Origin of the sequence: Brevibacterium sp. HMSC07C04, from assembly GCF_001815905.1 — a bacterium.
Lineage (GTDB): Bacteria > Actinomycetota > Actinomycetes > Actinomycetales > Brevibacteriaceae > Brevibacterium.
Window position 1 is genome coordinate 93,758 of record NZ_KV823283.1, and the last position, 16,253, is coordinate 110,010.

The window sequence follows — 16,253 nt, forward strand, 5'->3', positions numbered from 1 at the left end:
CGTCCCAAAAGCTGATTTCGGCTTGGTTTTCAGTCAAGCCGTGACAAATAATGACGTCATGTTCTTCCTGCAGCGAATGCCGATGCTCTGCGTTCGCGACCTCACGTGCTGACACGGTCGCGAACGAGTTCTTCAGCAGCATCCACACAGTCCCATCGCTAAGAGAAGAGAAAACCATGGCGCAGCCCGCATCTGCACCCCAGAACATCCACCCCCGCAGCGCAGCAGCAACCCGCAGGCGAGGAGCCCGATTGACCCCGGTAGACCCGCAGTCCGCCCCTCGCACATACGGCCCCGCCGGAGTGCAGGCTCAGCCTGGTTCAGCCCGCGGAATCATCCTCTACATAGGTCTGAGCGAAGAAGAGGCTGCCGCCTCCGGCACCAACCTCACGGAAATCGCCGAGTCGCTGCGGGACTACACGCAGGAACTCGCCCCGTCGTCAGAAACCCAGGCGATCATCGCACTGGCGCCTTCCGGCCCCGAACGCGACCTCGAAGCAGTGCGCGCAGTTGCGACCGGGTCCCCCGCCGCCCGCGGTGCTGCCGCCCGCACGCACGGTCCCGTCCGCTCCCGCATTCCCAGCCGAATTCAGCCGCCCCAGCCCGCCGAAGTCCAGAAGCCCACACCTGGCCTCAAGGTCGACCTTCCGCGGCGCGAAGTGCACATCGACGGCAGGCTGGAAACCGTGACGGTCAAAGAGTTCGACCTTCTGGCAACGCTCGTCAGCAGCGAAGGCCGCACCCTGTCGCGCACCGAGCTTGTGGACAAAGTGTGGGGCGATGACGCTGACCGCCCTGACGAACGCACTGTCGATGTCCACGTGCGCAGGCTCCGCAAGCGCTTGGGTGCCTACTCTTCTGTTGTGCGCACCATCCGCGGCCAGGGATACCGCTTCGATACGCACCCTGATGTCGAAGTCTGGAGAGCATCAGCTCTGCGCTGATCCGCTGGCGCTGCGCTGACGCAATCGGTGTGGGCCCGCGATCCGGTGGATAGAGGAGCAGCCCCGTCCAGCGGATATAGGCGTGCGCTGAGGGACGCCCCAGAAAGCGGTCAGGTTGGACTCGTAGACTGAAGCCCTGATGTCTCGCACGAAGAACCCAGCCAAGGGCGTTATCGTAGCCCTCCTCGGCGCGCTGTTGGCCGCGCTTCTGCTCATCCACGAACTGATTCCGACTACCAACGGCATTGCCCTCGTTGTCGAATCGACGCTGCCCTGGACGTGGGTGCTGCTTGTTCTGCTTCTGCTTTTCGCGTTCATCCGCTTGTCGCCGCTGTCGATCATCGGCGTTCTCATTCCAGCTCTGGTGTGGGGCGTGATGTTCGGCCCCTATCTCAAACCGGCTTCAGATGACCGCAATGCGGACCTTATTGTCGCCACGCACAATGTCGGTGCGCGTCTGCCGCAGCCGACTGCCACGGCGCGCTCCATCATCGACCAGAATCCGGATGTCGTTGTCGTCCAAGAGATCGAATCCCTGTCGGGCAAGATCATCAAAAAGGAACTCGACAAGTCGTTCGAGTACACCCAGGTTGCCGACACGGTCGGCGTGTGGTCGCGCTGGCCGCTGTCGAAGAAGCGGAACATCGACCTTGGTCTGCAGTGGCCGCGGGCTTTCGAAACCACGGTGCAAAGCGATCATGGCGATGTCACGCTCTACGCGGTGCACGTTCCGTCGGTGCGTCCCGGGGTGGAAACTCTGCGCAATTCTGCGCTGCAGAAACTTTCGTCCGCCGTTAAGCAGGAAGACTCCGAACACCTGATTGTGGCTGGCGACTTCAACGCGGTGCAGACTGACCGCTATTTCAAAGACCTCGACGATCAGCTGCTTGACAGCCGCAAGGCCGTCGGCGGCGGCTTCGGCTTCACGTGGCCGGCAAGGTTCCCCGCGGTGCGGCTGGATCACATCATGGTCCGTGGGCTCGATCCGGTCTACGACACCGTCATGGACCGCGGAACCTCCGACCACCGTGCCGTCATCGCAGGGCTGAACTTGACCAAGTAGCGGCTGGCACGTCAGTTCTTGGCGGTGCACTTGCCCGTGGGCACAAGCCCGCGCGTGCCCTCTGCCGCCTTGAGCGTCGGCATGATCTCCTTGAGCGTGAGCGCATAGCCGGTGGAATCGTCATTCTGCGATTTCGCGAAGACCATTCCCGACACTCGACCGTCGGCAGCGATAAGCGGACCTCCGGAATTGCCCGGGCGGACATCCGCGCGCAGCGAATACACCTGGCGGACGGCTTTGTTCTGCCCGTAGATGTCTTTGCCTTCAGCAGTGATCCTTTCGCGGACCCTCGAAGGTGAAATCGTGTACGGGCCGTGTTCCGGGAAGCCGACGACTACGGAGTCAGCCCCTACCTCAAGATCTTTCCCGCGCTGCATAGCCGGGGTTTTGAGACTGGGCACGTAGAGAACAGCGACGTCTGTCTTGGGGTTGAAGCCCACGACCTGCGCGGGAAGAGCCTGCCCCTTACCGGTGACCTGCACTGATATCTGCTGCGCCGCGGCGACAACGTGCGCGTTGGTGGCCACATAGTGGTCGGCATACACCCAACCGGTGCCTTCTGAGGCCGAATTGCACGCCGGTGCTTGAGCGTTGACCTTCACAACCGATTCGGAAGCTTCTTTGCCGACTTCCACCATTTCCGGGTTCGGCGGCCCGACTTCGCGAATCTGCTCTTTCTGCCCGCTGAAGACATCGGGAAACCCGTTGAAGCGAAGGGCGTCGCCCAAAGCACCGAGCGCCTGCGAAGACGGCACGGGTGCCGCCCGGTCAAGTGCTCGCACAATGTTCGACTCTGCAGCCCACTGGTTTGGTTCGATGAGTGAAGTGGTGCGCACCCACCCTGCGGTGACCCACACCAGCAGGCAGAAGATAACAAGGCCGCTGATGGCACCGCCAATGGAGTCAACGAGTTTGCCCGAAACCGAGCGCATTCGCTCTCGCAGCCCCCGACCCAGCGAAGCTCCGATGGTCGCGCCGATCAGACCCAGCACAAAGGGTACGGCGAAAACGCCTGTCGGGCCGATCGCTTCGACGAGTTCGGCAGCGTCGACTGCTTTGAGTCCGGCGAGTGCACCTCGACCGGCGAGCAGTCCGGCCGTGAACCCGAGCAGCGCACCGACGGTGGGGCTGAGACCGCGGATCCACCCCGTTGCCATTGACGACAGCGCAATGATCGCCAGCACTAGGTCAATCATCTGAATCCACCGTGGTAGTGAGGCTGGTAGCTGCGCACGCTGTTCATGCTGTTGATCAGCTGTGTGCGCTGCGTGGTGAAGGCGGTGAGAAGCTTCATTTCGCGTTCTCGTTCCACCTGACCGCCTGCGTGGACATTGATGCGCTGGCGGGCATTTGCCAGGTCGATCGTGGTGCGGACCATCTTCTTGAAAGTGGCTGACGCACCGGGGTATCCGGCGGCCCAGCGTTTGGCCTGTCTGCGCCCTCGCCACGACCCGAAGGTGTCGACTTCAGCAGGTGTCAACCATCCCGCCGCCCGGTATTCGTCGAGCATCGCGCGGTCTTTGCGCACTTCGAGCCAGCGCAGAACGAAGGCCAGGCTGTACCAGATGACGGTGTTGACCAGCGCCAGCGCAACAATGACGAGCAGCGCGAAGACTCCCAGCCCGGAGACGATCCCGGCCATGAAGTTCCAGAGGGCATGCAGGAAGGTTCCCACGGACCAGCCCAGCGGCCATGCCAGAACGGCGGCCCACCACTTCCAGCGGGAGGCCGCGAAGCCGATGGCAATACCTGCCACGGCGGTGAAGAGCGAATGGCTGAGCGGGGACACAATTCCGCGCAGGACAAAGGTGATGGCCAGACCGGCGAACTGTCCTTCGTCAAAGGAAGCCGAAAGATACTGCAGGTTTTCGGTGAAGGCGAAGCCCGCTCCGACGAGCGAACCGTAGATGAAGCCGTCAAGCGGGCCGGTGAAATGACGGCGTGCCGCAATGGCGAAAACCGCGAGGAAAATGCCCTTGGCACCCTCTTCGATGGGCGGAGCGCCCAGGACTGGATACAGAAGCTCGTACAGACCCATGGAGTTGTCAAAGCCGATGAGCACAGATGAAACCGAGAATCCCACCAGCTGCACCACGAGGGTGAAGAGGATCGCCATGACAGCTCCCCACAGCAGAGGCAGCACCAGCCAGACAGGATTTCGCCTCTTCCAGCGATTGAACCACAGAACAACCAGGAAGATGAACGCCATGGGCACCAGCGACAGCAGGACTATGAGGACGCCCAGGCCGTTGAAGGTCAGCGACTGCAGCAGAATGATGATCAGAAGTCCGAAGCCCAACAGCCCTACGGCGAGTGACCCCAGAATAATGCGGACCAGCTCTCCGGTTGAGCCGTCCGGGCGCGAAACCGTCGGGTAGGCAATCCCGGACGCACCGGCCAACTGCCCCGATGGTGCCTGCCTGACGGGCCCCGCGGGACGGGCGTACCACGTGGGGCGGACAGGACCGCCGTGCGGGTAGTGCTGGCCGTAGTTGCTGTTGTAGTGCTGCGTCATAGTCGCCGTTCGTATGGTCTTGCCGAGCGTTTCGCATACATAATTCCACACCCCGATGTCACAGCGGACGTCCTACGCTGTGAAACCGTGACGACAGCTGCTGGTAGATGCTGAAGCCCCCGCTTTTTCCGCGGGGGCTTCGGCGTGCAGGGCTTCGGACTGCGCGGGCTTCAGGCTGTCGCGCTTCAGTCGACCGCGATCTGCAGAGTCCGGTTGGTGTACTCGGAGAGTTCGTCCAGCAGGGTTTCGTCTTCGTGCAGCTTGCGGCCGAAGGACGGAACCATCTTCTCAAGCTTGGGCTTCCAGCCTTCGAACTGGCGCGGGAAGCAGCGTTCGAACAGTTTGATCATGATTGACGGGGCGGTCGATGCTCCGGGCGAAGCACCCAGCAGTGCGGCGACCGAACCGTCTGCCGAGGAAACGGTCTCCGTGCCGAAGCCGAGCATGCCCTTGCCCTGGGCGTCCTTCTTCATGACCTGAACGCGCTGGCCGGCATGGATGAGCTCCCACTGGCTCGGGTCGACTTCCGGGGTGAATTCGCCGAGAGCTTCGAAGCGGTCCTTTTTCGTGGACGCCAACTGGCTCATGAGGTAGGTCACGAGGTCGAAGTTGTCCTTGGCCACGTTGAGCATGACCGGGAGGTTGCCTGCCCGAACCGAGAACGGCAGGTCGAGGAACGAACCGGTCTTGAGGAACTTCGGTGAGAAACCGGCGTAGGGGCCGAACATCAGGTATTCCTTGCCGGAGATCACACGGGTGTCCAGGTGCGGAACCGACATGGGCGGGGCACCGGTTGCTGCCTGGCCATACACCTTGGCGTGGTGGCGGGCCACCAGTTCGGGGTTCGAGCTGCGCAGGAACAGACCGGAGATGGGGAAACCGCCGTAGCCGTTGGCCTCTGGGATCCCGGTTTTCTGCAGCAGCGGAAGCGCGTGGCCGCCCGCGCCGATGAACACGAACTTGGCATCGACGTCGAACGATTCGGCCGCTGCCGTGTTCTTCACCGACACCCGCCAGCCGTTTCCGCTGCGGTTGAGGTCGGTGACTTCGTGGCCGGTGCGGACCTCAACGCCGTTGTCGGCGAGGTTGGCCAGCATCTGGCGGGTGAGCGAACCGAAGTCCACGTCAGTTCCGCTGGTCACGCGCGACAGGCCGTTGATCTGTCCCGGACCGCGGTTTTCGAACATGAGGGGCAGCCATTCAGCCTGCGTGGCCGGGTCGTCGGTGAACTCCATGTCCTTGAACAGGGGATTTTTGACCATGGCTTCGCGGCGAGCGCGAATGTAGTCGCGGCCGGACTCACCGCGGCCGTAGGACACGTGCGGAACCTGGTTGATGAAGGTGCTGGGCTCACCGACAATGCCTTCGTCGACAAGGTAGCTCCAGAACTGGCGTGAGACCTGGAACTGTTCGTTGATGTTGACGGCCTTCGTGATGTCAATGCTGCCGTTCTTGTCAGCCGGCGAATAGTTGAGCTCACACAGGGCGGAGTGGCCGGTGCCCGCGTTGTTCCAGGCGTCAGAGCTTTCGCGAGCAACGTAGTCAATGCGCTCGTAGACGCGGATTGTCCAGTCGGGCTGAAGTTCGTGCAGCAGGGTGCCGAGCGTCGCGCTCATGATGCCCCCGCCGATCAGGACGACGTCAGCGTTTTCCTTGATACTCAAAGTCAGCATCCCCGTTCAGCTGTTCGATAGATAGTCGACTCAAACTCTACTCCTGTGCACACCGTGCTGATTCCCAGGGTCAGGGACACAAGCGGGTTAAAACATCCCGGCGACTTGTGCGCTCACGCCTGTGGAAGAAGCCGTCGCTTTCCACAGCCTTTGCCGACCGTAGAGATCATGCCAGCACCGCCTGTCTGATGGGGGCTATGAACAGACTATTGACAGCGCTGAAGACAAGCGCACTCATTATTCTCAGCGCCATAATGGCGCTCGCGCTCATGGGGCCGGCGGCCGCGAACGATGACTTCCACGGCCCGGGGCTGTGGCACAAAGAGGGGGCGCACAGAACCTTCTACGGCGCCTACCTCACTATCGACGGAAAGCCCTCCTACTGTCTGGATGCGGGACTGCCGTCCCCGCGGCCACACCACTTCAAGGGCGCTGAGCCGACATCGGTGCGAACTCCGCAGACGGCATGGCTGCTTGCCGAATACGCTGAGTCGAAGAACAGCAGCAGGCAGGCCGCCCTATCGGCAATCGTAAAGCTCGACACAGCACTGCCCCACCGACACAGCATGAAGGTCCGCGCGCCTAAAGAGCTCGGCAAGAAGTTCGCGAAGGCGGCAGACATGTTCACCCAGATGCGCAAAGACGCTGCAGACTACGCTGGCCCGTACACACTGACCCTGGAACCTGAACACCGCGACGGAAAGGTGTTCACAACCCCGGTTCTCGCCTCGGCCGCGGGCAAACAGCTGGACTGGCCCGTCGATGTTGTCGTGACCGGCGCGGCCACAAGCCTGCGCAAGCAGGTCCGGTCAGGCACAGAAGTGTCAGTCCCAGCAGCACCCGGGGCTTTGGTCTCGATCGAAGCCACGGCTTCAGGACTGCCGAGCACCGATGTTCTGGTCTACACACCCACTGACGGCAAGCGAGTTCAGAACGTAACAACCGGTGCTCCCGCAGAAGTCACTGCCAAGGCAACGGCCAACACGCAGCTGCCGTTTGCACCACAAGCCAAAACCAGGGCTGACATCGCTGCCGATGGAAGCACGACTGACACGATCACCATCAGCGGGGCACCGCCGAACTCGACGCTGTCGGTGATCGCGCGGGCCTATCATTCGAAATCTGAACCCGTCCAGAAGGCCGAAGCGCAGGGAACGCTGGTCGGCGAACAGGAGCTCACCGCGCGCATCGACGGCGACGGAAGGGCTCAGCTGACAACCGAACCGATGACAAGCCGACCAGGCTGGACCACGTGGACCGTCGAAATCCGTGAAAGCGAAAAGTCAGACGGTTGGGTATCCGACTGGGGCATCCCGGAAGAAACCGTCTATTGGGAACAACCGCAGGACCCGACTGCCCCGCCGGAAAAGCCCACGCCGTCAGGAGAGCCGACACCGTCTGACTTACCAGCACCGGAAGAAACTCCGACGCCTGCGGAAACTCCATCGGTCCCACCGCAGCAGCCAACGCCGGAACCTATACCTGAGTCCACACCGGAAGCCGGAGGCGAGGGAACGCCCACACCACAGCAGCCGAAGCAAACTGAAGCGCTCCCCCGCACTGGTGCGGACTGGCGGGTTGGTGCCGGAATGGGACTGGTCCTGCTGGGAATCGGCGCGGCAGCGCTGGGCTTCACCCGAAAACGAGGCTGACTGCTCAGCGCGTTCAACCCGGACGCACCGCAGTCTTGGGTGAACAGCACGAGGGGTGGACAGCATCAGCTGTCCCCCCCCGGGGCCTAATGTCAGTACCAAATCTCAAGAGCCGAACCTCAAGTGTCGAACATCAGCCCTTGCTGTCTGTTTCCTGGTCAGCCGCCCCCTCGGCAAAGCGGCTGGCAAAGTTGAGATACCAGTCGAGGATCTCGCTGTCGGCAGCAGTTGAGCGATTGACAACATCCGGCGACTGTCCCTGGAAGACCTTCTTCAGCGGCACCTCGAGAAGTTTGCCGGTGCGTGTCATGGGAACACCCGGTGCGGCAATGATTTCGTCGGGCACGTGCCTCGGAGACACCTCGGAGCGGATCGTCTGCACAATCTGGGAGCGCAGCTGCTCATCGAGCTCCACACCCGGAACGGTGACAACAAACAGCGGAAGATAGTAATCGCCATCGCCCAGTTCAGCGCCGATCACCATGGACGCCTGCACGCCCTCGACCCGGTTGACCGCGTTGGTGATGTCCGAAGAGCCCATGCGGATGCCGCCTCGGTTGATGGTCGAATCCGAACGCCCGTGGATCACCCAGCGGTCGTCAGCCGAGCGCGTCACCCAGTCGCCGTGACGCCATACGCCGGGGTACACATCGAAATACGCATCTCTGTACCGGCTGCCGTCGGGGTCGTTCCAGAACTTCACCGGCATCGACGGCATCGGCTTGGTCACCACGAACTCAGCCAGTTCGTCTACAACCGAATTGCCGTGCGCGTCAAAGGCATCGGCTGCGACACCCAGGTACGGTCCCTGCAGCTGGCCCAGCACCACCGGGTTCAGCGGGTTCGATCCGATGAAGGCGGTGCAGATATCAGTTCCACCAGAATCTGAACCCACGCGAATGTTCGGTGCCACGAACTCGTACGTCCACTTCCACGTTGAACCGGGCAGCGGCGAACCCGTCGAGAGGATTGTTCGAAGCGACGACAGATCGTACTCGGCCCTTGGCTTGGCCCCGGCTTTCTCCATCATCTGAAGGATCGCTGCACCGGTGGCGAAATGGTTGGCTTTCTCGCGGCTGACGATCTCGAAATGGCGGGAGGCCGAACCTGCCACGGGGGAACCGTCATAGACGACGATGCCCACACCCGCACCGAGGGAATTGACCAGTATGTTCCACATGATCCACGTGGGCGAAACCGCCGTGTAGGCCAAGAGCCCCGGCTTGAGTTCGCTGTGCAGAACAGTTTTTGCCGCCTCCAGGACAATGCCCCCGTGGCCGTGCACAATGCCCTTCGGCTTGCCGGTTATGCCAGACGAAAAGACAACCCACAGCGGGTGCGAGAACTCCACCCGGGTGAACTCCGGTTTCTGCGGCGCGGCGACGATGTCGGAGAAGACGACGCTTGGCACTCTCAGGTCGACCGGATCAGCAGCGGGAAGCCGATCACCAAGATTGTCGACCAGCACGTGGGTCTGAACACTGGGCATCTGCTCCAGGAGCGAAGCGGCGGATGGGCGCAGATCAATCTGCTTGCCGTTGAACCTGTAGCCGTCCGCGGTCAGCAGAACCTTAGGCTCAAGCTGAACGAACCGGTCCAACACTCCCGCCGAACCGAACTCAGCACCGACAACCGACCAGATCGCGCCAACGGATGCGCTGGCCAACAGGCCGACGACAGCTTGGGGAATGTTCGGGAGCACGGCACAGACAACGTCGCCTTCACCCACCCCGGATGAGCGCAGCCACTGAGCAAGCGCGCCCACCTGCCCCGCAAGCTCCGCCCAACTCAAGGCACGCCTGTCCAGATCCTCGTCCAGGCCGATGAGTGCTTCGTCATCCGGCATGTGGTCAGCCCAGCGCAGCATGTTTTCGGCGTAGTTGATCTGTGCTCCCGCATACCAGCGCGCATGCGGCATAGATCCCACAACGGCGGGGCTGTCTGCGCGATCGCCTATGACGTCGAAGAATTCCCACACCGCATCCCAGAAGTCGCCCAGATTTTCAACCGACCAGGCGTGCAGCGAAGCGAAGTCTCCTACCGGCACGCCTCGTGTCTCAGCCAGCCACTCCTGAAATTCCCGCATTTTCGATGCTGCGACCCGCTCTGGTGAGGGTGTCCACAGAACGTCACCGGTCTGAGCTTGTTCAAAGTTCTCCGCGAGTGCCATAGCTTTCCTTTCTGCCGCGCTTCATGGCGACAGTCTACGAAAAGTGACGCAGGTCTCATCTGCTTTCCTTGGCAGAGTTCACCTTGTCGTTGCCTGTTTGAGCTTCGCGCGCTCTAGTCTGATCTGGACAGTGCGCATCCCTGTGCGCCCACGCCGCTTGTTAGGACTCACATGAAGCGTCAAGCTCTGCTCGCCGGCGCCGTTGCCGTCGGACTCGCCTTCGGTTCCGCAGTGCCCGTTTCGGCCGCACCGGCCGATGCTCACATCTCGGAAATCTCCTACCCGTCGAACGATGCCGACTTCGTTGAGATCGCCGCCCCGGCTGGCACCGACCTGTCCGGTTGGACAGTCGGCTCGGTCACCCGAGGTGGGGCGCTCAACAGCGACGAATCGATTGTCACCCTGCCGAAGGGCACTGTTGTCGGTGAGTCCGGCGTTCACGTTGTCGAACTGCCGCTGACGAACTCCGTCAACACCGGCAAGGCAGCCGATGGCGCTTATGGCGCTTCGGTTTTCGTGGTCAGCGCCGAAGGCAAGCTGATTGACTTCAAGCAGATCGGCGGTGTTGTCGGCGGCACGGGCGTCACGGCTTCCAAGAGCAGCAAACTGCCGGCGGCGGTGCGCGGCCAGCAGGCAGAACCAACAGGAGCAAAGGCATCCGGCAGGGACCAGTCGATTCAGCTGAAGTGCTCATCGTGGAAATCCGGCACCCCCACCCCGGGATCCGCTCCCGATCCCAGCACGTGCGATTCACCAGACAGCCCCGAACCGACTGAAACCAGCTCGCCCGACCCAACAGACCCCTCGGACCCGGAGAATCCGGCCAACCTCCTGCCGATCAACACCATCCAGGGCAATGGTGAGAAGAGCCCGTATGCGGGCAAGACTGTCACCACGACCGGTGTCGTCACAGCTGCGTACCCGACCGGCGGGCTCGGCGGCTACTACATTCAGACCGAGGGCACCGGCGGCGACAACCACGACTTCGCAAAGGGATCACACGGGGTCTTCGTCTATTCAAAAGACACCGTGGGCCAGGTCAAGACCGGCGACAACGTCGAAGTGACCGGCAGCGTCAGCGAGTACTACGGACAGACGCAGATCATTGTCGACGATAGGGGGCTGAAGAAGCTCGATGCTGCGGCTGCTGCTCCGAAGCCGTACGAAGGCGCATTCCCCGAAGACCCTGCCGAACGCGAAGCCCTCGAGGGCATGCTCGTACAGCCCAGCGGCGACATCACGGTCACGGACAACTACTCCACTAACGTCTACGGTGAAATCGGCCTGGCCAACGGAACTGACACTCTGCACCAGCCCACGGATGTGGCACGCCCCGGCTCAGAAGAAGCTCAGCGGATCGATGCTGAGAACAAGCGGAAGGCCTACACCCTTGATGACGGCGGTACCGCGGACTTCTTCAAGACCGCCAAGGACACTCCGCTGCCGTACTTGAGCAACGACAAGCCGGTTCGGGTTGGTGCGAAAGTCACATTCACCAAGCCCACCGTGGTCGGCTACAGCCACGACAAGTACCGCCTGCAGCCCACGGGGTTCCTGCCGGACAACGACGAGCTGACACCCGCCTCGTTTGAAAACACCCGTGCAGGTGTTCCCGATGTCGGCGGTGACATGACGCTCGCAAGCTTCAACGTGCTCAACTACTTCCCCACGACCGGCGACACAGAACCCGGGTGCCGGGCCTACACCGACCGTGAAGGCAACCCCGTCGGCGCCAACCGCTGCAAGCCGCGGGGCGCGTACAACCAGGAGAATTTTGAACGCCAGCAGACGAAGATCGTCGCTGCGATAAACAAGCTCGATGCATCTGTGGTTGCGCTGGAAGAGGTTGAAAGCTCCGACAAGTTCGGCAAGGAGCGCGACTGGGCGCTGTCGCAGCTGGTCAAGGCGCTGAATGCCGCGGCAGGCGAAGACCGGTGGGCTTTTGTCCCCTCCCCACAGACGATTCCTGAAACCGGTGACGATGTCATCCGCACCGCGTTCATCTATCAGAGGGCCGAAGCCAAGCCCGTCGGCGATTCGGCAATCCTGGACAGTCCGGCGTTCCACAACGCTCGCGCTCCCCTGGCGCAGAAGTTCCAGGCCGTCGGCGTCAAGAATCCGGGGGCTTCAGAGTTCATTGCGGTTATGAACCACTTCAAGTCGAAGGGATCCGGCAAGGGTCCGGGCAATGAGGACACCGGTGATGGTCAGGGCAACTCGAATGCTGACCGCGTGGCGCAGGCTAAGGCCGTTGATGCCTTTGCGGAGGAACAGAAGAAGTCCATGGGCACCAAGCGCGTGTTCATTCTGGGTGATCTGAACTCATACACGAAAGAAGACCCGATGCAGGTCTTCTACGATGCCGGATACACCGAGGTGGGCGATCACTTCGGCGCCACACCCACCTACCTTTTCGGTGGGCTGACCGGCAGCTTGGACCACGTGCTCGCCTCGAAAGAAGCGATGGGGACGACAACACGGGCCCAGTCGGCTGTCCCGGCTGCACCGGCAGGTGCCGTGACTGGTGCGGCCACGTGGAACATCAACTCGGTTGAGTCAATTGCGCTGGAATACAGCCGCCACAACTACAACGTGACCAACCTGTACCAGCCGGATGAGTTCCGCTCCTCGGACCACGATCCGCTCATAGTGGGCATCAGCACAGGTGAAACGCCGGCTGACGAACCCAGCCAGGAACCATCGGAAGAGCCCAGTGATCAGCCCTCCGAGGACCCCAGCGAGCAACCTTCCGACGAACCCGGCCAGGAACCATCGGAAGAGCCAAGCGATAAACCCACTGCAGGCGGATCGGCTGCACCGTCCGAGGCGCCCGCTGATGACGGCGCCGATTCCTCACCTGTCGCTGAAGCTGAGGACAACGACGGTGCTCCAGGTTCAAGTGGTTCCGATTCGCAGGCCTCCGCTGCCGGAGACACCGGCAGCCCTTCTTCCGGGGGTCCGGGATCGGCGATGCCGCGGACTGGTACGGAGCTCACCGCGCTTGGTGTTGGTCTGGCGCTGCTGGCGGCCGGAGCAGCAACTGTGCTGATCAGCCGTAGGCGGTCACAGGCACAGCGCTGACAATCGGGTCACTGCCGGAACTTCGGCGGGATGTACTGCTCTTCCAGGGGGATCTTCCGCCCGGTGGGAGTCTCGACAGGTGCTTGTGAAGGCTCCCGGACCATCCACCTGACAACACCAGCCCCGCTCATCACGTTCTTAGTCGCAAGGCAGGCACCGGCTTTCGGGATGAACTCTACGTATTCAGACATATTCTCTCCCTTTGTCCTCACTCACAGAGGCTTGCCGTTTGACCTTGCGGTGTGAGGGTCGACTGTTTGGTCAGTGGGGCAGCTGTGTGATGCCGTGGCGCTGGTAGACGGTGTGGAACTGTGCGCCGATCTGTTCGGAGTCGGTTCCTGTTCTTGCAAAGAGGATGGTGCCGTCTGTTGCGGCGAAGCTGAGCAGATCGGTGCCTTCGAGGTTGAGCTGTTCGGGTTCCAGTGGCAGCCATACTGCGTGTCCGACCGGGGTGTCCCAGGGGTCTTGCGGGTTGGTGAAGGCTGTGTGTGCGCTGGTGAGCACGACAGTGGCTACGGGTCCGAAGGCGTAGACCATCATCTGCATCAGGGTGTGCAGCGGAGTTGATTCGAGCACGTTGTTGCTTCCGGTGATCAGCCGCAAAGACACCTGGTTTAAGGGACTGTTCTCACCGACGATGGGGGCGGCTGTGATCATCAGCATTGCTTCAGCACCGAGGGTGGAAGACACGAGTGCTGGTGCCAGTCCGTGTTCGAAGCACGGGCCGAAAGCGTCTTCCGGGGCCCGCAGCAGCAGTCGCGCATTGGCCTGGGCGTCTTTCCCCCAGGTGCCTCCGGTGACTGAAACCCATGGCTCGCTGCCGAAGACACGGCGAATCTCGCTGATGAAGGTCTCAACTGCCGAGGTGATCTCGGCAAGGTCGGGCAAGGGGCGGTTGAAGATCGCCCGAATTGTCACATCAGTGCCTTGGGGGTTCATGCTAGTGCTCCTGGCTGGGTGGTGGTGTTGGGGGTGAGGATGATGTTGATGCGTGTGGCCAGTCCGTGTTGTGCCAGAAGGTTGCGGATGGCGGTAGCACCGGCAACGGTGCTGATGTGCCACTCGATGGCTGATGTTGGGGGTACGGATTCGGCCTGCCAGGAAGCGAGGCTGACGAGGTCGGCCATGATTGCCAGCACGGGTGGTTCCCAGGGTTCGCGCCAGAGCTGTTCGTGATCGTCAAAGGCCATCAGGAACACTTCACGTGTGTCGTTATCGCGCAGCGTACGTCCGTGGAATCGCACAGGGATGACATGATCACCTACCTCATAGGCTCGCGTCCACGTCGGCAGCTGGCCCTCATCATTTGGCCGCAGACCCGTAATCTGCTGTCGATACACAAACTGGGCCCTACCCGAATCCCCCACACCAGAACCAGAACCATCAGATGCTGGTTCGACTGGTGGTGGGCCCGTGGGTGTTGGCTCGGCTGGGGGTGGGGTTTCTGTCACTTCGTCACTTTCTTCTTCGTCGGACCATTCAGGTGCAATGATGCGTACCTGGTCGGGTACTGGCAGGTAGTCGGGAACGTCCATGTTCTGGACGGTGTCGCGCGGTATTTCATCCAGCCCGCTGCGTTCAACGACGGCTTTCCAGGCATCAACAACCTGCTGACTGGTCCAATCAGCAGGACAGGAATACACCGTACCGCTGCCCATACGCTGAGAGGTCATTCCATCAGCAAGCCATGAAAACTCACCAACCACATCATTAAGCCAGATCCGATAACCAGGCCGGATATGCCAACTGAGCCGATGCCACATCAACAGCTCATTAAGGGTGACCATCTCCACATACAGAGGATCAAAGGCAAGGACGAACCCCTCAAAAAGACTCTCACTCAAAGCCTTCGTACGCTCCGGCGACAACCGCTCAACAGAGGCCGAAACCTTATGCAACGGTATCCTGCGGCCTACCGACGGCGCGCCGATCGACAGACTAACCCTAACTGGCTCTTCGTACCCCGTAATCAAAGGACCCGGGTCGGCGTATCCCCACGCGGTTGTCGGTCTGCCGTGGTCATCCACGACAGGCAGTTCTTCAAACAAACGCTGCAGTTCCGCACGCGAGCCATCCCAGGGAACATTCAGCAGACTCGAACCCAAAGAGGCATCACGAGCTTGCACAAACCCCAATAACGCCATCACCCGATCAGCAGCCCACCCAGGACTCTCACCAGGCCGAGCCCAAAACGCACGAACAAAACAATCCTGCCGCGACCACATGGTCTCAGCCATCACACACCCCTCCTAGGCGTATAAACAATTTTGATCTCCGGATAATCTTTCCCAAGAAGATTTCGGAGCGCTGTGGCACCCTTTTGAGTCGAGCAGTGCCACTCCAAAGTCGCACCGTCTGGAAGCGCATCCACCTGCCGTTTTGCCTGCTTTTCAAGGTTCTCAGCCATACTTTCAGCGACTGTGCCTCTAGGGTCGTTGTACAGCACCTCGTAGCCGTCTTTTGCTTCGAGGAAGACTTCTTGGCCGTTTCGTTCGGTGCGCCCGTCAAATGACACTGTGGATCCGTCATCCATATTGACGGTGTATTCGACCAGCCTGCCGTCCCCGGGTGAGGTGTGCCCGGTGATCTGTTCCTGGTATTTCATCCAGTCTTTTTCTTCAACGCTGCGGTTCTTGTATTCGTAGCCGTCGGTTTTTGTTGCCCGATCGAACGTTTCCGGCGGGGTCCGTGGAGGGTGGTCCCCTGGAAGTGTGACATCGCCAGATGCATATTCCTTGGCTTTTGCAACATCCAAAGGAACTGGATCTTCTAAGGGCTCATTACCAGCACCCCAGCCGGCCCCTTTGTTCCGTCCCACCCACAGAGATCCACAATGATATAAAGGCCATCACCGCGGCAAGGGGTATTACGCCGCCCGACTGCATTGTTCGCAGCCCACAATGTTCAGGCCGAGAGGCTCATCAGTCATAACAGATCGTGTTACCGATCAACACTGCGGCAGCGCACGTGCACTGAACTCGGAATCACTCCAAAATGGACACCACCATGCTGGCCTCTCTCTGCGCGCAGAGAGAGGCCAGCCACCAATCACGCGATTAACTAACCTCCCCGATCAGTACGCCTAGTCGCCTGGTTCAGCAGATCGGTGGTGTGGTCATTAGCGGAATTGTGGTGGGATGTACTGCTCTTCTAGG

General features: G+C 61.2%; 12 protein-coding genes. 4 read left to right on the forward strand and 8 right to left on the reverse strand.

The annotated features are described in order from the left end of the window. The first annotated feature begins 176 nt into the window (after nt 1–176). Both HMPREF3162_RS10520 and HMPREF3162_RS10525 read left to right on the forward strand, forming a co-directional pair. Nucleotides 177–944: a winged helix-turn-helix domain-containing protein gene (locus tag HMPREF3162_RS10520; RefSeq protein ID WP_070573519.1), complete on the forward strand. Its 768-nt coding sequence runs from the start codon at nt 177–179 to the stop codon at nt 942–944. Between the two features lie 139 nt (nt 945–1,083). Next, the gene (locus HMPREF3162_RS10525) at nt 1,084–2,007 is read left to right on the forward strand and encodes an endonuclease/exonuclease/phosphatase family protein (RefSeq protein WP_070573521.1); all 924 of its coding nucleotides are present in this window, start codon (nt 1,084–1,086) and stop codon (nt 2,005–2,007) included. 11 nt (nt 2,008–2,018) lie between these two features. On the opposite strand, the gene HMPREF3162_RS10530 is transcribed toward HMPREF3162_RS10525, so the two are convergent. The 3 genes from HMPREF3162_RS10530 to HMPREF3162_RS10540 all read right to left on the reverse strand — a co-directional run bounded on the left by HMPREF3162_RS10530 (nt 2,019) and on the right by HMPREF3162_RS10540 (nt 6,195). Continuing rightward, nucleotides 2,019–3,203 carry a MarP family serine protease gene (locus HMPREF3162_RS10530; RefSeq protein WP_083304084.1) on the reverse strand — a complete coding sequence of 395 codons (1,185 nt, stop codon included), beginning with the start codon at nt 3,201–3,203 and terminating at the stop codon, nt 2,019–2,021. Further along, nucleotides 3,200–4,522, reverse strand: a complete 1,323-nt coding sequence (locus HMPREF3162_RS10535; protein WP_070573523.1) for a PrsW family intramembrane metalloprotease — start codon at nt 4,520–4,522, stop codon at nt 3,200–3,202. The genes HMPREF3162_RS10530 and HMPREF3162_RS10535 overlap by 4 nt, the downstream gene beginning before the upstream one ends. Before the next feature lie 185 nt (nt 4,523–4,707). Next, nucleotides 4,708–6,195 carry a malate:quinone oxidoreductase gene (locus HMPREF3162_RS10540; protein ID WP_070777773.1) on the reverse strand — a complete coding sequence of 496 codons (1,488 nt, stop codon included), beginning with the start codon at nt 6,193–6,195 and terminating at the stop codon, nt 4,708–4,710. A gap of 197 nt (nt 6,196–6,392) precedes the next feature. Here HMPREF3162_RS10540 and HMPREF3162_RS10545 point away from each other — a divergent pair, with 197 nt between their 5' ends. Further along, on the forward strand, nt 6,393–7,847 hold the full coding sequence (locus HMPREF3162_RS10545; protein WP_141759596.1) for a hypothetical protein: 1,455 nt from the start codon (nt 6,393–6,395) through the stop codon (nt 7,845–7,847). 133 nt (nt 7,848–7,980) lie between these two features. Here the strand turns inward: HMPREF3162_RS10545 and HMPREF3162_RS10550 are convergent, their stop codons facing one another. After that, on the reverse strand, nt 7,981–10,017 hold the full coding sequence (locus tag HMPREF3162_RS10550; RefSeq protein WP_070777775.1) for an acetoacetate--CoA ligase: 2,037 nt from the start codon (nt 10,015–10,017) through the stop codon (nt 7,981–7,983). Nucleotides 10,018–10,188: 171 nt separating this feature from the next. Between HMPREF3162_RS10550 and HMPREF3162_RS10555 the strand changes: the two genes are divergently transcribed. Then, nucleotides 10,189–13,098: an ExeM/NucH family extracellular endonuclease gene (locus tag HMPREF3162_RS10555; RefSeq protein ID WP_070777776.1), complete on the forward strand. Its 2,910-nt coding sequence runs from the start codon at nt 10,189–10,191 to the stop codon at nt 13,096–13,098. Nucleotides 13,099–13,106: 8 nt separating this feature from the next. Here HMPREF3162_RS10555 and HMPREF3162_RS10560 read toward each other — a convergent pair whose 3' ends face one another. The 4 genes from HMPREF3162_RS10560 to HMPREF3162_RS10575 form a co-directional block, all read right to left on the reverse strand. Next, entirely contained in the window at nt 13,107–13,289 is a 183-nt protein-coding gene (locus HMPREF3162_RS10560; protein ID WP_070777777.1) for a hypothetical protein, read from the reverse strand. Between the two features lie 70 nt (nt 13,290–13,359). Further along, complete coding sequence (locus tag HMPREF3162_RS10565; protein WP_070777778.1) at nt 13,360–14,037, reverse strand: hypothetical protein; 678 nt, start codon at nt 14,035–14,037, stop codon at nt 13,360–13,362. After that, nucleotides 14,034–15,335, reverse strand: a complete 1,302-nt coding sequence (locus HMPREF3162_RS11720; RefSeq protein WP_141759597.1) for a hypothetical protein — start codon at nt 15,333–15,335, stop codon at nt 14,034–14,036. Before HMPREF3162_RS11720 ends, HMPREF3162_RS10565 begins: the two co-directional genes overlap by 4 nt. Further along, entirely contained in the window at nt 15,335–15,916 is a 582-nt protein-coding gene (locus tag HMPREF3162_RS10575; protein WP_176747353.1) for a Tox-REase-5 domain-containing protein, read from the reverse strand. The genes HMPREF3162_RS11720 and HMPREF3162_RS10575 overlap by 1 nt, the downstream gene beginning before the upstream one ends. Nucleotides 15,917–16,253: the final 337 nt, after the last annotated feature.